Genomic DNA, 15,663 nt, shown 5'->3' on the forward strand with positions numbered 1-15,663 from the left:
ACCGCCCGAGAACCACAAGATGAATACCCCACCTCTGCTGCCCCTGCACCAGACCTGGCCCGACGATTTCGTGGCGCGCTACCGCGCCGCCGGCTACTGGCGCGGCGAAACCTTCCCCGCCTTCCTGCGCGAGCGCGCCGCGCGCCTCGGTGAGCGCACCGCCATCGTCGACATCGATCAGCGCTGGACCTACGCACAACTGCTCGAACGCGCCGAGACCATCGCCGCCGGCCTGCTCGCGCTCGGCCTGCAGCGCGGGGACCGCGTGGTGATCCAGATCGGCAACGTGCCCGAGTTCTATGGCGTGGCCTTCGGCCTGTTCCTCGCCGGCCTGGTGCCGGTGTACGCGCTGCCCGCGCACCGCATCACCGAAATCGGCCACTTCGTGCGCAAGTCTCAGGCGGCGGGCTACATCGCACTGCAGCACTACGACAACTTCGACTACCGCACACTCGCGCGCGAGTTGCAGGCGCAAGAGCCGGCGCTGCGGCACGTGGTGATCGCGGGTGAAGACGCGGCCGAGTTCACGCCCTTGCACAGCTTCCAGCCCAACCCGGCGCTGCTGCCCACGGAGAACCCAGACCCGCAGTCGGTCGCCTTCCTGCAGATCTCCGGCGGCAGCACCGGCCTGTCCAAGCTGATCCCGCGCACGCACGACGACTACATCTACAGCTTTCGCGCGAGCAATGAGATCTGCGGCATCACCGAAGACAGCCGCTACCTGATCGCGCTGCCCGCCGCGCACAACTTCCCCATGAGTTCGCCCGGCGCCATGGGTGTGCTCTACGCCGGCGGCACCGTCGTTCTGTCGCGTTCGACGCTGCCCGAGAAGGCCTTCGAGCTGATCGAACGCGAGCGCGTCACCGACCTCGGCCTGGTGCCTCCGCTGGCCCTGCTGTGGGCGCAGGCCGCGCCGCAGACCGCGCGCAATCTCTCCAGCCTGCGCGTGCTGCAGGTGGGCGGCGCCAAGCTCACCACCGAAGCCGCGCGCCGCGTCATCGCCGGCTTCCGCTGCCAGTTGCAACAGGTGTTCGGCATGGCCGAAGGCCTGGTGAACTACACCCGGCTGGACGACGGCGAAGACACGGTGCTCAACACCCAGGGCCGCCCCATCAGCCCCGACGACGAGGTGCTGGTGGTGGACGACCACGGCAACCCCGTTGCGCAGGGCCAGAGCGGCTACCTGCTCACGCGCGGCCCGTACACCATTCGCGGTTACCACAACGACGACACCGCCAACGCGCGCTCCTTCACCGACGACGGTTTCTACCGCACCGGCGACGTGGTGCAACGCTCGGCCCAGGGCTACCTCACGGTGCAGGGCCGTGCCACCGACCACATCAACCGCGCCGGCGAAAAGATCTCGGCCGAAGAAGTGGAAGACCACCTGCTGGCGCATCCGCAGGTGTTCGACGTGGCCGTGGTCTCCATCCCCGACGACTTCCTGGGCGAGCGCATCTGCGCCTTCATCATTCCGCGCGGCGAGAAGCCCAAGCCGCCCGCGCTCAAGGGCTGGATGCGCGAACGTGGCCTGGCCGCGTTCAAGATCCCCGACCAGATCGTGTTCGTCGACGCCTTCGAGACCACAGCCGTCGGCAAAACCAGCCGCAAGGAACTGCGCGCGCGCCTGCGCACCGAGTTCCTGCGCGAGCAATCCCAGAGCTCCAAGACCGCCACCCCATGAGTACCCACCCCACCACCCCCTTCACCCTGGAGCGCATGCGCGCCGACGTGGCGCGCGTGATCGGCGAGCCCGCCGAGGACATCGGCCTGGACGACAACCTGATGGACTGGGGCCTGGACTCCATGCGCCTGCTCAGCCTGGTGATCGACTGGAACCAGGCCGGCCTCGCGCTGGACATCTCCGAACTGGGGCAGCACACCTCGCTCAACGGCTGGTGGACGCTGGTCCAGAAGCGCCAAGGCCAAGCCTGACCCCATGACCGTTTCCGTTGCCGCTGCCTCAGCCCCTGTCCTCCCGGCACCGACCACCCCACCCACGGCCACCATGCCCTGGCCACTGACCGAAGGCCAGGAGGGCCTGTGGTACGCGCAGCGCATGGCCCCGGACAACCCGAGCTTCAACACCGGCCACGTGACATGGATCGTCGGGCCGCTGGACGTCGCGGCCTTCACCACCGCGGCCGAGCAGGCGGCGCGGGAAGCCCAGTCGCTCTCCCTGGTCCTTCGCGACGGCCCGCAAGGTCCGGTGCAATGGCTGGACGCGGCACGCAGCCCGCGCCTGGAACACATCGACCTGAGCCACCACGCCGATCCGCGCGCACAAGCCCGCGCCCTGATCGAGCGGGACATGCAGGCGCCGATCGACCCGCGCCAGGACCCGCTGGCGCGGCAGTGCCTGTACCAACTCGGGCCACGCCACTTCGCCTGGCACCAGCGCGCGCACCACCTCACCAACGACGGCTACGGCATGGCGCTGTGGAGCACGCGCCTGGGCGAGCTCTACAGCACGCTGGTCGCAGCAGCCCCCGGCCACGAAGCGCTGGCGCCGCTGCAAGGGGTCATCGAAGAGGACGCGGGCTATCGGCACAGCGAGCGCCGCGCCAAAGATGCCGCCTACTGGCGCGAGACTTTCAAGGAGATGCCCGAGGTCGTCGGCATGGCCAGTGGGCGCGCCGTCGCCGCACACACCTGCCACCGCCTGACCACCTCGATCGAGCCCGGGCTGCTGCAGCGCCTGGTGGCCTGCGCACAGTCGCTCCAACTGCCCTGGCCCGACGTGCTCACGGCCCTCACCGCTCTCTACGTGCTGCGCATGAGCGGCACCACGCACAACGTGGTCGGCGTGCCCACCATGGGCCGGCTCGGCAGCGCCAGCGCGCGCGCCACCGCCACCGTGATGAACGTGCTGCCGCTGCGCGTGAGCGCGCACGACGACATGCCCCTGGCCGAGTTCGTGCAGGGCATCGCGCGCGACCAGTTGCGCGCGCGCCGCCACGGCCGCTACCGCAGCGAACAACTGCGCCGCGACCTCGGCCTGCTCGGCGGCCAGCGCCGGCTGCACGGCCCACTCATCAACGTGCAGCCGTTCTACCGCGCCTTGACCCTGCCCGGTGTGCAGCTCGATCTGGAGATCCTGAGCACCGGGCCGATCGACGACATCACCATCGGCTATCGCGGCGATGGCGCGCAACACCTGGACCTGGAGATCGAGGCCAACCCGGACCTCTACAGCCGGCCCAACGCGCAAGCGCACCAGGAACGCCTGCTGGCCTTCCTGCGCCACGCGCTGGACGCACAGAACGTGGGCGACATCGCGCTCGCCAGCCCCGCCGAATCGCAGCGCTACCTGTTCGACGTCAACGCCACCGACCACCCGGTGCCCGACACCACGCTGAGCGCGCTGATCGAAGCGCGCATGGCGCAGACGCCCGAGGCTATCGCGCTCGAATACGAAGGCGAGACCCTCAGCTATGGCGAACTCGACGCGCGCACGCGCAGCCTCGCATCCGCGTTGCAGGCGCGGGGTGCCTGGCACCATCGGTTGGTGGCCGTGGCCCTGCCGCGCTCGCTGGAGCTGCTGGTGGGTCTGGTGGCGGTGCTGCGCGCGGGCGCGGCCTACCTGCCGCTGGACCTGAGCCACCCACCCGAGCGCCTGGCGCGCATCCTCGCGCTGGCCCAGCCGGTCTGCGTGCTGGTGCGCGACGAAGACGCCGCCGCGCTGCCCGCCGACACCGCGCGCTTCGACCCCCGCGCCTGGCCCACCCCCTCGAAGGACGCGCTGCTGGGCATCGGCCTGCGTCCGCACGATGCGGCCTATGTCATCTACACCTCGGGCTCCACCGGCGAACCCAAGGGCGTGGTCGTGGAACACCGCGCGATCGTCAACCGCCTGGAGTGGATGCGCCAGCACTACGGCTTCGACGCGTCGGACCGCATCCTGCAGAAAACACCGGCCACCTTCGACGTCTCGGTGTGGGAATTCTTCCTGCCCCTGATCACCGGTTGCACGCTGGTGATCGCGCCGCCCGAGGCGCACCGCGACCCGGTCTGGCTGGCGCGTCTGATCCGCCAACGCGCCGTGGGCACCTGCCACTTCGTGCCCTCGATGCTCGCGGCCTTTCTCGGCGCATCCGGCGCGCGCGGCCTGCGCATGCGCCGCATCTTCTGCAGCGGCGAAGAGCTCAGCGCGCCCTTGCGCGACCAGTTGCACGCCACCCTGCAGAGCGAACTGCACAACCTGTACGGCCCGACCGAAGCGGCGGTGGACGTGAGCTACTGGCCCGCCGACGCGCAAGACCGCAGCAGCCCGCTGCCGATCGGCTTTCCGGTGTGGAACACGCGGCTGTACGTGCTCGACGCGCGCATGCGCACCCAGCCGCCCGGTGTGAGCGGCGACCTGTACCTGGGCGGCGTGCAACTCGCGCGCGGTTATCTCGGGCGTGACGATCTGACCGCCGAGCGCTTCCTGCCCGACCCGCACCGCCCCGGCGAGCGCCTCTACAAGACCGGTGACCTCGCGCGCTGGCGCGAGGACGGCGCGGTGGTCTACCTGGGCCGCAGCGACCACCAGATCAAGTTGCGCGGCCTGCGCATCGAACTGGGCGACATCGAGGCCGCCATGGCCTCATCGAGCCTGGTCGAGCGCGCGGCCGTGATCGTGCGCGAAGACCACCCCGGCGACAAACGCCTGGTGGCCTACGTGCAGGCCGGTGCTCCGTACAGTGAAAAAGCCTTGCGCGCTCACGTGGCCGCACAAGTGCCCGACTACATGGTGCCGGCGGCCTTCGTCGCGCTCGACGACTGGCCTGTGACGAGCAACGGCAAGCTCGACCGGGGCCGCCTGCCCGCGCCGCAGATCACCGCCGCGCTGGGCGAAGCCCCGCAAAGCCCGACCGAGATCGCGCTGGCGCAGATGTTTTTGCAAGTGCTGGAGCTCGCACCCGACACGGTGCTCAGCGTCGACACCGACTTCTTCGCCATCGGCGGTGACTCGCTCTCGGCCGTGGAGCTGTTGCTGCAGATCCAGAACCGCTGGCGGCGCGACCCTGGCCTGGGCGGGCTGTTCGCCACGCCCACACTGGGCGCGCTCGCGACCGCGATCGATTCGGAAGAAGTGCGCTTCGACAGCGGCCTGGCGCCCGTGCTGCAACTGGTGGCCGGAGAACCCCAGCGGCCCATGCTGTTCGTGGTGCACCCGGCCGGCGGCATCGCCTGGGGTTACCGCCACCTGGCGCGTGCCTTGGCCGACGCAGGCGACGGGCGCAAACGCAGTGTCTACGGCCTGCAGTCGCCCGCGCTCGACCCCGACGCGCCGCTGCCGCACAGCATCGACGAACTCGCGCAGCAGTACGTGCAACGCATCCTGGACCTGCAGCCGCAGGGGCCGATCCATCTGCTCGGCTGGTCGGTCGGCGGCATCATCGCGCAGGCCATGGCGGTCGAGCTGCGCGCACGGCAACGCCCGGTGGGCCTGGTGGCGCTGCTCGACGCCTATCCGGCCGATGTGTGGCGCAGCGAGCCCGAGCCGACCCCGCTGCAAGCCCTGCGTGCGCTGCTCGCCATTGCCGGACACGACCCGCAAGGCCATCCCGAACTCACCACGCGCGAGGCGGTGATTCGCTTCCTGCACGAGGGGGACACCGCGCTCGGCCACCTGCCGGCGCGCGCGCTCGAAGGTGTGGTGCGCGTGGTTACCGACACCAACCGGCTGATCCGCCAGCACCACCACCGCCGCTTCGACGGCGCGGTCACCCACGTGCGCGCGGCAAACGACCACGCGACCAAGCCTCAATTGCAAGCCGAACGCTGGGGCCCGTACGCCGCCGACGTCGACACGCTGGCCTTGCCGCTGCTGCACGCCGAGATGACCAGCGAGCACGCGACGCGCCGGATGGCGCCGCTGCTGCTGCAGCTCATGGCCAGCGCATCGGACCGCTGACGCGCCGAGATGTCAAGCTGGCCCCAGCCACCGCTGCACCAGGCGCACGAAGAAGCTCGCGCCCAATGGCAGCAGGTCGTCGTTGAAGTCGTAGCTCGTGTTGTGCACCACGCACGGCCCTGCGCCGTGGCCCAGGTCGCGGTGGTCGCCGTCGCCATTGCCGATGAAGGCATAACAACCCGGCACCTGCTCCAGCATGAACGCGAAGTCTTCGGCCGCCATGATGGGCGTCTGCACCACCACCTGCGAAGGCGGCAACATCTCGCCCAGCACCTCGCGCACAAAAGCGGTCTCGGCCTCGTGGTTGATGGTGGAAGGGTAGTTGCGCTGGAACACGAAATCGTGCTCGGCGCCGAACATGGCGCAGGCGTGCGCCACGATCTCGCCCATGCGGCGTTCGATCAGGTCCAGCGTCTCGGCGGTGTACGCACGCACCGAACCCTGGATCGTGCAGGTGTCGGGAATCACGTTGGGCACCTCGCCCGCGTGGACCATGGTGATGGACACCACCGCCGTCTCCAGCGGCTTCTTGCTGCGCGTCACGATGGTCTGCAAGGCCGGCAGGATCTGGCTGGCCACGGCGATCGGGTCGACCGACAAATGCGGGAACGCGGCGTGGCCGCCCTTGCCGCGCACCGTGATGCGGAACTCGTTGTTCGAGGCCAGCACCGGCCCGGGCGAAGCGGCGATGGAGCCCACCGGAATGCCCGGCATGTTGTGCATGCCGAACACCGCGTCCATCGGAAAGCGTTCGAACAGGCCGTCGCGCATCATCTCGCGCGCGCCGCCGCCGTGCTCTTCGGCGGGCTGGAAGATCAGGTAGACCGTGCCGTCGAAGTCGCGCTGCTGCGCCAGGTACTGGGCCGCGCCCAGCAGCATCGTGGTGTGGCCATCGTGGCCGCAGGCGTGCATCTTGCCGGCGTGCCGGCTGGCGTGCGCGAACTGGTTGGACTCCTGCATGGGCAGGGCGTCCATGTCGGCGCGCAGGCCGATGGCGCGCTTCGAACTGCCTTGCTGAAGGATACCCACCACGCCCGTGCGCCCGAAACCGCGGTGGATCGGGATGCCCCACTGCGTCAGCAGATCGGCCACCAGGTCCGAGGTGCGGGTTTCCTCGAACGCCAGTTCGGGATGGGCGTGGATGTCGCGCCGCACCGTCCGCAGGTAGGCGGACTGGGTCACGATGTCATCGATGAGCTTCATGGGAGATTCATTCGGTTTGCGTTTTTCGCCGTGCCAAGGAACGTGAAGGGCTGGACAAGGGCCAGTCTAGCGACAAGTTTTTTGATGTGAACAGGAAGGTCTTTTCATGCGACTGAAATACCCAAGCACCCTCGCCGCAGCCCTCGTCGGCCTGCCACCACTGGGCCTGGCCGCGGGCCTGGACGTGCAGATCCAGCTGCCACGGCTCAACGTCTCCGAGTACCACAGGCCCTACGTCGCCGCCTGGATCGAGCACGCCAGCGGCGAAGTCGGGGCCAACCTGGTGGTGTGGCACGACCAGAACATGGGCATCGAGGAAGGCGGCAAATGGCTGCGCGAATTGCGCCAATGGTGGCGGCGCAGCGGCCGCGAGATGCGCATGCCGGCAGACGGTGTGAGCGGCGCGACCCGCCCGCCGGGCAGCCACCGGTTGCAGTTCAGCGAAGGCAAAGCGCCTCTGCCCCAGCAGCTCAAGCCCGGCAGCTACCGGCTGGTGGTGGAAGCGGCGCGCGAACAGGGCGAGCGCGAAGTGGTGCAACTGCCGTTCGAATGGCCACCGGGCAAGGCCTCGCAGGCGACGTCGCGCGGCATCACGGAGCTGGGCGAGGTCACGCTGGAGCTGAAACCGTAGGCTTCACCGGAACATCGCGTACCCCACCCCGATCGCCGCCGCCAGCCCCACCACGTCGGCGAACAGCGCGCACGCCAATGCGTGCCGCGCTTGCTTCACGCCGACGCTGCCGAAGTACACCGCGAGCACATAGAACGTGGTCTCGGTCGAGCCCTGCACGATGGCGGCCAGCCGTCCGGCAAACGAATCCACGCCATGGGTCTGCATGACGTCGATCATCAAACCACGCGCGCCGGAGCCCGAGAGGATCTTCATCAGACCCACGGGCAGCGCCGGCAGGAAGTCGGTGTTCCAGCCCATCGCCGCCACGGCCGCGCCAATACCCGCCATCAGGAAATCCATGCAGCCCGCCGCGCGGAACACGCCGATGGCGATCAGGATGGCGATGAGGTAGGGCACGATCTGCACCGCCACGGCAAAGCCTTCCTTCGCGCCGTCGATGAAGGCGTCGTACACGTTCACGCGCCGCCACGCACCCGCGATCAGAAACAGCGCCACCACGCCGAGGATCACGCCCGCACCGGTCGCCCCCGCAATGCGCGCGGCTTGCTCGGCGGGCAGGCCGGCCAATGCCGTCACCGCCCAGGCCAGCAAGCCGCCAGCGAGCAGCACCGGCAGCAGGAAACGCGGGCGCCACAGCGGCAGGCGCTGGCACACCGCCACGGCCAGCACACCCGCCAGCAGCGAGATGAAGGTGACCAGCAGCACCGGCAGAAAGATGTCGGCCGCATTGAAGCCCGCGCCCAGGCCCTGCTTGAGCGCGATGCTCTGGCGGATGGCGATCACCGAGGTCGGGATCAAGGTGAGGCCCGCGGTGTTCATCACCACGAACATGATCTGCGCGTTGCTCGCCGCGCCCGCCTTCTCGGTGTTGAGGGTCTGCAGCTCGCGCATGGCGGTGAGGCCCAGCGGCGTGGCCGCGTTGTCCAGCCCGAGCAGGTTGGCCGAGATGTTCATGGTCATCGCGCCCTGCGCCGGGTGGCCCTGGGGCACACCCGGGAACAGGCGCCGCAGCAAGGGACCGGCAACGCGCGCGAGCAGTTCGATCATGCCGGCGCGCTCGCCCACCTTCATGAGACCGAGCCACAGCGCCATCACGCCTGCCAGGCCCAGCGAGATCTCGAAGCCCGAGCGCGCACCGTCGAACATGGCCGACAACAGCGCCTGCGGCAGGCTGTCCTCGCCCAGCACCCAGCGCACCAGCGCGGTGGCAAACGCCACAGTGAACAAACCGATCCAGACCCAGTTCAACGCCATGGAGAGCGATGGTAGCGGTTGACCGCCCATCGGCGCGCCCTGCACCGGGTGTCGAAAGCGCGCCGCCCGGATCGTCGTCAGGGTGGCAGCGGGTGGACACCACCCGGCCTCATCCACATTCCCTTCAGGAGATCCTCATGCCCGCCCAACTCTGTGCCTACCTGTCCTACAACGGCAACTGCGCCGAAGCCATGCAGTTCTATGCGAAGGTGCTCAACGCCAAACTGGAAGCCTTGATCACCTACGACCAGATGCCCGGTGACGAACCCGTACCGCCCGGCATGGGCAACAAGGTCATGCACGCCTACCTGGTGCACCCCGACTTCGCGCTCATGGCCGGTGACGCCATGCCCGACACGCCGTTCGACGGCATCAAGGGCGCGATGATGGCCTTGACCTATCCCGACGTCGCACAGGCCGAGCGCGTGTTCAAGGCCCTGTCCGAGGGCGGCAAGGTGAGCATGCCGATGGAAGAAACCTTCTGGGCCAAGACCTTCGGCATGGTCACCGACCGCTTCGGCACACCCTGGGCGGTCAACGGCGGACCCAAGGACATGCCCAAGGGCTAAAGCTGGCCTTCGGTCAGCGTGTCGAGCTGGAAGCGGCCGCTGCGGTCCCACAGCCAGGTGTCGACGTACTGCACCCGGCCCAGGCCAGGCGGTGACGGAAACGGCGCGGCCGCGCGCACCAGGCGCTCGATCTCCACCATGACCTCGGGTGCGTGGCTCGGCCCGCGCAACCAGCGCGTGGAGCCCACGCGCCCGCCCAGGTGGATCTCCACCTCGAGCACGCCGATGGCATACAGCATCGGCGGCAGCTGGCCCCGGTAGATGCGATCGGGGTACTTGAGGTAGACGTGGGAGGCGGCCTCGCGCCGGTAGGCGGGGCTTGCGGGGGCCTGGCCCGGCAGGGGTGCGCCTATCGGTCCGATGGAGCAACCTGCGGCGAGAGCGGAAGCCGCAGAAGCAGCGGCCAGGGCCATGAAGTGGCGGCGGTCGTCGTGTGAGGCGGGGTGTCGTGAATGCATCGCGGCATTAAAGCAGTGCGCCACGCCGGGCACAAGCGCGGCAACAAGCACTTACGGACGTCAGCGCTGCCGCAAGGCCCGGCTGAGCAGAATCACCGGCACGAGGCCTACCAGCACCAGCGTCAACGCGGGCAAGGCCGCCTCGCCCAGGCGCTCGTCGCGCGCCAGCTGGTAGGCCACCACCGCCAGGGTGTCGCTGTTGAACGGACGCAGCACCAGGGTGGCGGGCAATTCCTTCATCACGTCCACGAACACCAGCAGCAAGGCAGCGGCGGTGGACCGTTTCAACAAGGGCCAGTGCACACGCGCGACCAGGCCCAGACCGGTCGCGCCCAGCATGCGCGCCGAATCGTCCAGGCTGGCTGGCACGCGGGCATAACCACTCTGCATCGACTGCAAGGCCACGGCGGTGAAGCGCACCAGGTAGGCCCAGACAATGCCCAGCGCCGTGGCCGTCACCCAGTAGCCCACGCTCGACTCGGGGTGCACCGACTGCACCCAGCCCACGGGCAAGAGAATGCCCACCACGATCACCGCCCCCGGCACGGCATAACCCAGGCTGGTGAGTTGTGCCACGCCCCGTGTGACACGGCCCGGGCGCGTGCGCACCGCAAATGCCAGCACGAGTGCGATGGCCGTGGCCATCGCAGCGGCCAGGCCGGCCAGCCAGATGCTGTTGCGCGCCCATTGCAGGAACGCGGTCCAGGGCAGCTCGTCCCAGCCACCAACCAGGGGGCGCAGCATGAACAGGACCGGCAACACGAAACCGAAGGCGATCGGCAAGGCGCACACCAGGATGGCCGCTGCCGCGCGGCCCGCGCGCAGGCGCGTGGGCAAGGCTTCGGCGCTGTTGGCCCGCTGGCCACGCAAGGTCGAAAAGCGCATGCGGCGCTGTGCGCGGTGTTCGAGCCAGAGCAGCAGCGACACCGTGGCCAGCAGGATCGTCGCCAGTTGGGCCGCTGCCATGCGGTTGTCCATCGACAGCCAAGCTTTGTACACGCCCGCGGTGAAGGTCTGAATGCCGAAATAGCTGGACACCCCGAAGTCGGCGAGCGTCTCCATGAGCGCCAGTGCCACACCCGCCGCCACGGCTGGGCGCGCCAGCGGCAATGCGATCTCGCGGATGCGCCGCGCCAACGGGGCACCGAGCAGGCGCGCCGCCTCCATCAGTTGGCCGGCACGTTCGGTCAGCGCCGTGCGGGCGAGCAGATACACATAGGGATAGAGCGAGAACGTGAACACCCAGACCGCGCCAGGCGTGTTGCGCACCTCCGGAAACACGCGGCCGGTGAGGCCGAAGGTCTCGCGCAGCCCCACCTGCAGCGGCCCACTGAACTGCAGGAAGTCGGTGTAGGCGTAGGCCACCACATAGGCCGGCATGGCCAGCGGCAGCAGCAGCGCCCATTCGAAGAAGCGGCGGCCGGGAAAGTCGAACAGCGTGACCGCGCTCGCCGTGCCCATGCCCACCACCGACACGCCCAGCGCCACACTCACGCACAGCACCAGCGTGGTGAGCGTGTAGTCGGGCAGCACGGTTTGCGCCATCTGCGCGAGCACGTCCTGCGCCACCGCGTCGAACTGGAACCACGACGCGCCCAGCGACAGCACCGGCAGCGTGAGCAGCAGGGCAAGCAGGATCAAGAGGGCCGGAGCCAGCCAAGGTCGCATGGGCAAGGGTTTCGGGAGCTGGGGCGCGGAGCCTGTTCAGGGTCCAGACCCACGTCAATACAAATGAGAATTGTAGACATCTACAATCGAGCGACTATGTTCCTGCAAGTCTCTCAGCTCAGCGTGCGGTATGCCGGCCTCTCGCACGCGGCGGTCGACGGCGTGTCGCTGGGGCTGCGCGCGGGTGACATCGGTGTGCTGATCGGCCCGTCGGGTTGCGGCAAGACCACCTTGCTGCGTGCGGTGGCGGGTCTGGAGCGTGCCAGTGGTGGCAGCATCCAACTCGATGGCGAGACCGTGAGCCAGGAGCGCTTTCACATGCCGGCCGAGCAGCGCCGCATCGGCATGGTGTTCCAGGACTACGCGCTCTTTCCGCACCTGGACGTGGGCCGCAACATCGCCTTTGGCATCCACCGCCTGCCGCACGCCGAGCGCGATGCGCGCGTGGCCGAGGTGCTGGCCCTGGTCGGACTCGCGGGCATGCAGTCGCGCTTCCCGCACGAACTCTCCGGCGGGCAGCAGCAACGCGTGGCATTGGCCCGTGCGCTGGCGCCGCGACCGCGGCTGCTGTTGCTGGACGAGCCCTTCTCCAATCTCGACGTCGACCTGCGCGAGCGATTGGCGCACGAAGTGCGCGGCATCCTGAAAGCCGCGGGTGCAACGGCGCTGTTCGTCACGCACGACCAGCTGGAAGCTTTTGCCATCGGCGATGTGATCGGCGTGATGCACGAAGGCCATCTGCACCAGTGGGAAGACGCCTACGCGCTGTACCACCGCCCGGCCACGCGCTTCGTGGCCGAGTTCATCGGCCATGGTGTTTTCGCGCCGGCGCAGATCCACCTGGATGGCGAATACGGCGTGACGGTGCAGACCCCGCTGGGCGTGCTGCGCGACGTGGAGGAATGTCCGTTGCCCACGGCCTACGAGGCGGGCCTGTGCGACGTGCTGCTGCGCGCCGACGACATCGTGCACGACGACAACGCACCGGTAAAAGCGCAGATCGTGCGCAAGGCATTTCGCGGTTCGGAGTTTCTCTACACCTTGCGCCTGGCCAGTGGAGAAGTGCTGATGACCCATGTGCCCTCGCACCACAACCACGCGGTGGGCGAGTGGATCGGCATCCGCGCCGAAGTCGACCACGTGGTGACCTTCGAGCGCGGCGCGGGCGCAAGCGCCCCGCCCGCGCCCGGTGTGGCCAGGGCACCCTCCTTCTGAGGGGAAGCCCGCTCCCGATCCCGCTCCCGCATTCCGCCGTCAGGCCGGGCTGAGCAGCGCAGGGGTGCGGGGAAAAAGAAGTTCGCGGGTTTGAGCGAAGCGAGTTTGCGAACTTCTCCCCGCACACCGAGCAGCGCAAGGAACCCCGAAGGGGCCCGGTCTTCGGCTCGCCTTTCTTTGGGTCACCTTTCTTTGGCGAAGCAAAGAAAGGTGACTCGGCCGCCGGGCCGAGACCCGGCTTGCCACGAAAGCAGAAAAGCCACAAAAGAAGAAGAAGAAGAAGACGTTGTCAGAGGACCCCCTCCCTCAAGCGGGAGAGGGAGTAAGACACGAGGCCATCGAGCAACAGCACCGCCACCAACACCAGCCCCGTCAGCGGAAACGCCAACGCCACGAGGCACATGACCACCGCCCCACCCTTCCAAAGCGGCAAGTCCCGAGGCAGCGGCGGCGCACCGAGGCGCCAACGAGCACCCGAAGGCCGACGCCTCCACCACACGACCACACCGCTGACACACAGGAACACGATGGCCAGACAGAACAGCACATTGAGCCAGGCATTCCACAGCCCAAGGTCTCCCTGGTGCAGCGCCACGCCCACCGCCATGGCCTTGGCCAGCCAGGGATAGTCCGCGAACCCGACCTCGGCCAGCACCCGGCCGCTGTAGCGGTCCACGTGCACCGTGCGGTCCTGTGTGGGAAGGCCCAGGTCGCCGCTCATGGTGTCGGCGGAAATCGTGAACACGCCCGTCTCGCCTTGGGGCAGCTGAATGTGGTGCTGCCCCGCGAAGCCCAGCCGCTTCGCCAGCGCGGCCACGGTGTCGAGGTTCACCGGCTCACCCAAAGGTACGCCCACCGCACCGACCGCCGAACCCGAAGACGGCAAGGGCGTCTGCTCCAGCCCCCATGGCACCTCGTGCAGGCCCGCCGGATTGAGTTCTGCATGCGTCGCATCGGACGGCGGCACCGCGTCCCACTTCGCGGCGGGAAAGGTGCCCCAGGGTTGCACGAGCTTCGCGCCCCAGACCCCGGTCCACGACAGACCAGTGAGCAGGAACATCAACAGCAACGCGCTCAACCAGAACCCCATGCTCGCGTGCAGCGAGCGCCACCACAGCCGGCCCTTCAGGCGCAGATTCGGCAGCAGCACCTGTACCCAACGCGTGCCGCCCCGCGGCCACCACAGGTACAACCCGGTCACGATCATCACGATGCCCAAGCCCGCTGCAATTTCGATCAGCCGGTCGCCCACGTCGCCGAGCAGCAAGGTGCCATGGATCTTCTGAGCCCAGGCGAACACGGTGTGGTCCTTGTCCACCAGTTGCAGCACCTGCGCGGTGTAGGGGTTCACCGCCACGGCTTCGGTGACGCCGTCACGCGCCACCACAAACCAACTCGCCTGGTCCACGGCGCGCGGCGCGATGTACTCGCGCAGCACCGCCTGCGAGCGCAGTTCGAGCACCGCCTGCGCTTGTGCGCTCACAGGCAAAGGCCCTTGCTCGGTCACGCCCACCGTCACCACCGGCCCGAGGCGGGTCTGGAAGCCGGTGAAGAACACCATGACCAGGCCCGTGAGCGCGAGCATGAGCAGAAAGGGCACGACGTACAGGCCGGCGTAGAAATGCCAGCGCCAGGCGACGGCGTGAAACCGGGACGGCTTCGTCCCCGCGCCCGGTGTGGGCACGCGTTGCGCAGCAGTCATGGCCGCCTCAGTGCTTGTGCTGGCTGTGTGCGTCCGGCACGGCCGCAGCGGGCGCGGCCGTGCCGCCGCCCAGCGCCCGCACCGGCGCCTTCACCGCGAGCGTGGAGCGCTTGCCGTCCGGGCCTTCGAGCACGAAGGTCAGGGGTACCACGTCGCCGGCCTTCACCTGGCCCTTGAGGTCCATCAGCATCACGTGGTAGCCACCAGGCTTGAGCTCGACCGGCTGGCCCGCGGGCAATGGCAGTCCGGCCTTGAGTTCGCGCATGCGCATCACATCTTTTTCCATCGCCATTTCGTGGATTTGCGCCACGCCTGCGATGGGTGACTGGACACCGACCACGCGCGTGTCGGCCCTGGCGGTGAGTTGCATGAAGGCGCCTGTGGCCTTCTGCTGCGCGACGGTGGCGCGCACCCAGGCGTCCTTCACGTCGACAAGTGCGGGCGCTTGCGCCCAGGCGTTGGCAGTGATCGCCAAGAGGGTGGAGATGAGCAGTTGTTTCATGGAAACATCCCTTGCAAAAAGGCATTGATGATCGGAATCGCACGAGCGCACCGGGCGTCGGGGTCGTGAACAAGCGCGTGCCAGGACGGGGCACGCGAACCGCGGCGGATCAGGCCTGCGGTGGTGGCGCGCGCGAAAGCGCGGTCGGCCAGGGCGAGGCCGGCGTGGCCGAGCGGATCGGCGCCTGGGGTGCTTCGGCATGGGTCCCAAACGCATGGGGAGATGCCGGTGGTGCGGGCGGCAATCCGAGCGCGCCGTTCAATGCAGGGCAATGGCGCTGGGCCTCGGCGAAGCTCGCACCCATATCGCCTGAAGTGTCGCCCGAGGTATCGCCATCCACCGCGTCGACCTGCCGCCAGACCATGCCGCTGGCGCTGCACACCTGCACCCAGCCCGCATGGCCTTGCGACGACACCACCGCCTGCGCCACCGTGGGCGCGAGCGCGCCCAGCAACCAGGCCAGCATGGCAAGCCAGGCGGCGAATCGGCGGGTGGCGCGGGTGAACGGCATGGCGGGCGATTTTACCCACCGCGTGGCGCGTCAACTGTGCGACCC

13 protein-coding genes are annotated in these 15,663 nt (G+C 68.6%); 6 read left to right on the plus strand and 7 right to left on the minus strand.

Annotated features, from left to right (window positions below):
- Window positions 1-19: 19 nt before the first annotated feature.
- From F9K07_RS23835 to F9K07_RS23845, 3 genes are read left to right on the plus strand one after another with little or no spacing between them, the layout of a single operon-like run.
- Window positions 20-1,684 (plus strand): (2,3-dihydroxybenzoyl)adenylate synthase, encoded by a 1,665-nt coding sequence (locus F9K07_RS23835; RefSeq protein WP_159595775.1) that lies wholly within the window; start codon window positions 20-22, stop codon window positions 1,682-1,684.
- Window positions 1,681-1,935, plus strand: coding sequence for a phosphopantetheine-binding protein (locus F9K07_RS23840; protein ID WP_159595776.1), 255 nt, complete (start codon window positions 1,681-1,683; stop codon window positions 1,933-1,935). The genes F9K07_RS23835 and F9K07_RS23840 overlap by 4 nt, the downstream gene beginning before the upstream one ends.
- Before the next feature lie 4 nt (window positions 1,936-1,939).
- A complete protein-coding gene (locus F9K07_RS23845; RefSeq protein WP_201451473.1) occupies window positions 1,940-5,902 on the plus strand; it encodes a non-ribosomal peptide synthetase in 3,963 nt (1,320 codons plus the stop codon).
- Window positions 5,903-5,914: 12 nt separating this feature from the next.
- On the opposite strand, the gene F9K07_RS23850 is transcribed toward F9K07_RS23845, so the two are convergent.
- A complete protein-coding gene (locus tag F9K07_RS23850; protein ID WP_159595777.1) occupies window positions 5,915-7,105 on the minus strand; it encodes a M20 aminoacylase family protein in 1,191 nt (396 codons plus the stop codon).
- 106 nt (window positions 7,106-7,211) lie between these two features.
- On the opposite strand from F9K07_RS23850, the gene F9K07_RS23855 reads away from it, so the two are divergent.
- Window positions 7,212-7,736 (plus strand): DUF2271 domain-containing protein, encoded by a 525-nt coding sequence (locus tag F9K07_RS23855; protein ID WP_159595778.1) that lies wholly within the window; start codon window positions 7,212-7,214, stop codon window positions 7,734-7,736.
- A gap of 3 nt (window positions 7,737-7,739) precedes the next feature.
- Here the strand turns inward: F9K07_RS23855 and F9K07_RS23860 are convergent, their stop codons facing one another.
- A complete protein-coding gene (locus tag F9K07_RS23860) occupies window positions 7,740-8,993 on the minus strand; it encodes a nucleoside recognition domain-containing protein (protein ID WP_159595779.1) in 1,254 nt (417 codons plus the stop codon).
- Between the two features lie 137 nt (window positions 8,994-9,130).
- On the opposite strand from F9K07_RS23860, the gene F9K07_RS23865 reads away from it, so the two are divergent.
- On the plus strand, window positions 9,131-9,562 hold the full coding sequence (locus F9K07_RS23865) for a VOC family protein (RefSeq protein WP_159595780.1): 432 nt from the start codon (window positions 9,131-9,133) through the stop codon (window positions 9,560-9,562).
- Here F9K07_RS23865 and F9K07_RS23870 read toward each other — a convergent pair.
- Complete coding sequence (locus tag F9K07_RS23870) at window positions 9,559-10,020, minus strand: hypothetical protein (protein WP_159595781.1); 462 nt, start codon at window positions 10,018-10,020, stop codon at window positions 9,559-9,561. The two genes, F9K07_RS23865 and F9K07_RS23870, sit on opposite strands and share 4 nt — an antisense overlap.
- A 60-nt stretch (window positions 10,021-10,080) precedes the next feature.
- Window positions 10,081-11,688, minus strand: coding sequence for an ABC transporter permease (locus tag F9K07_RS23875; protein ID WP_159595782.1), 1,608 nt, complete (start codon window positions 11,686-11,688; stop codon window positions 10,081-10,083).
- 96 nt (window positions 11,689-11,784) lie between these two features.
- Between F9K07_RS23875 and F9K07_RS23880 the strand changes: the two genes are divergently transcribed.
- The gene (locus F9K07_RS23880) at window positions 11,785-12,903 is read left to right on the plus strand and encodes an ABC transporter ATP-binding protein (RefSeq protein ID WP_159595783.1); all 1,119 of its coding nucleotides are present in this window, start codon (window positions 11,785-11,787) and stop codon (window positions 12,901-12,903) included.
- A 289-nt stretch (window positions 12,904-13,192) separates the two neighbouring features.
- On the opposite strand, the gene F9K07_RS23885 is transcribed toward F9K07_RS23880, so the two are convergent.
- From F9K07_RS23885 to F9K07_RS23895, 3 genes are all read right to left on the minus strand, one after another.
- Window positions 13,193-14,605, minus strand: a complete 1,413-nt coding sequence (locus F9K07_RS23885) for a PepSY-associated TM helix domain-containing protein (RefSeq protein WP_159595784.1) — start codon at window positions 14,603-14,605, stop codon at window positions 13,193-13,195.
- Window positions 14,606-14,612: 7 nt separating this feature from the next.
- Window positions 14,613-15,107 carry a copper chaperone PCu(A)C gene (locus F9K07_RS23890; protein WP_159595785.1) on the minus strand — a complete coding sequence of 165 codons (495 nt, stop codon included), beginning with the start codon at window positions 15,105-15,107 and terminating at the stop codon, window positions 14,613-14,615.
- A gap of 109 nt (window positions 15,108-15,216) precedes the next feature.
- Window positions 15,217-15,618: a DUF2946 family protein gene (locus tag F9K07_RS23895; protein WP_159595786.1), complete on the minus strand. Its 402-nt coding sequence runs from the start codon at window positions 15,616-15,618 to the stop codon at window positions 15,217-15,219.
- Window positions 15,619-15,663: the final 45 nt, after the last annotated feature.

Source organism: Hydrogenophaga sp. BPS33, from assembly GCF_009859475.1.
GTDB lineage: Bacteria > Pseudomonadota > Gammaproteobacteria > Burkholderiales > Burkholderiaceae_C > Hydrogenophaga.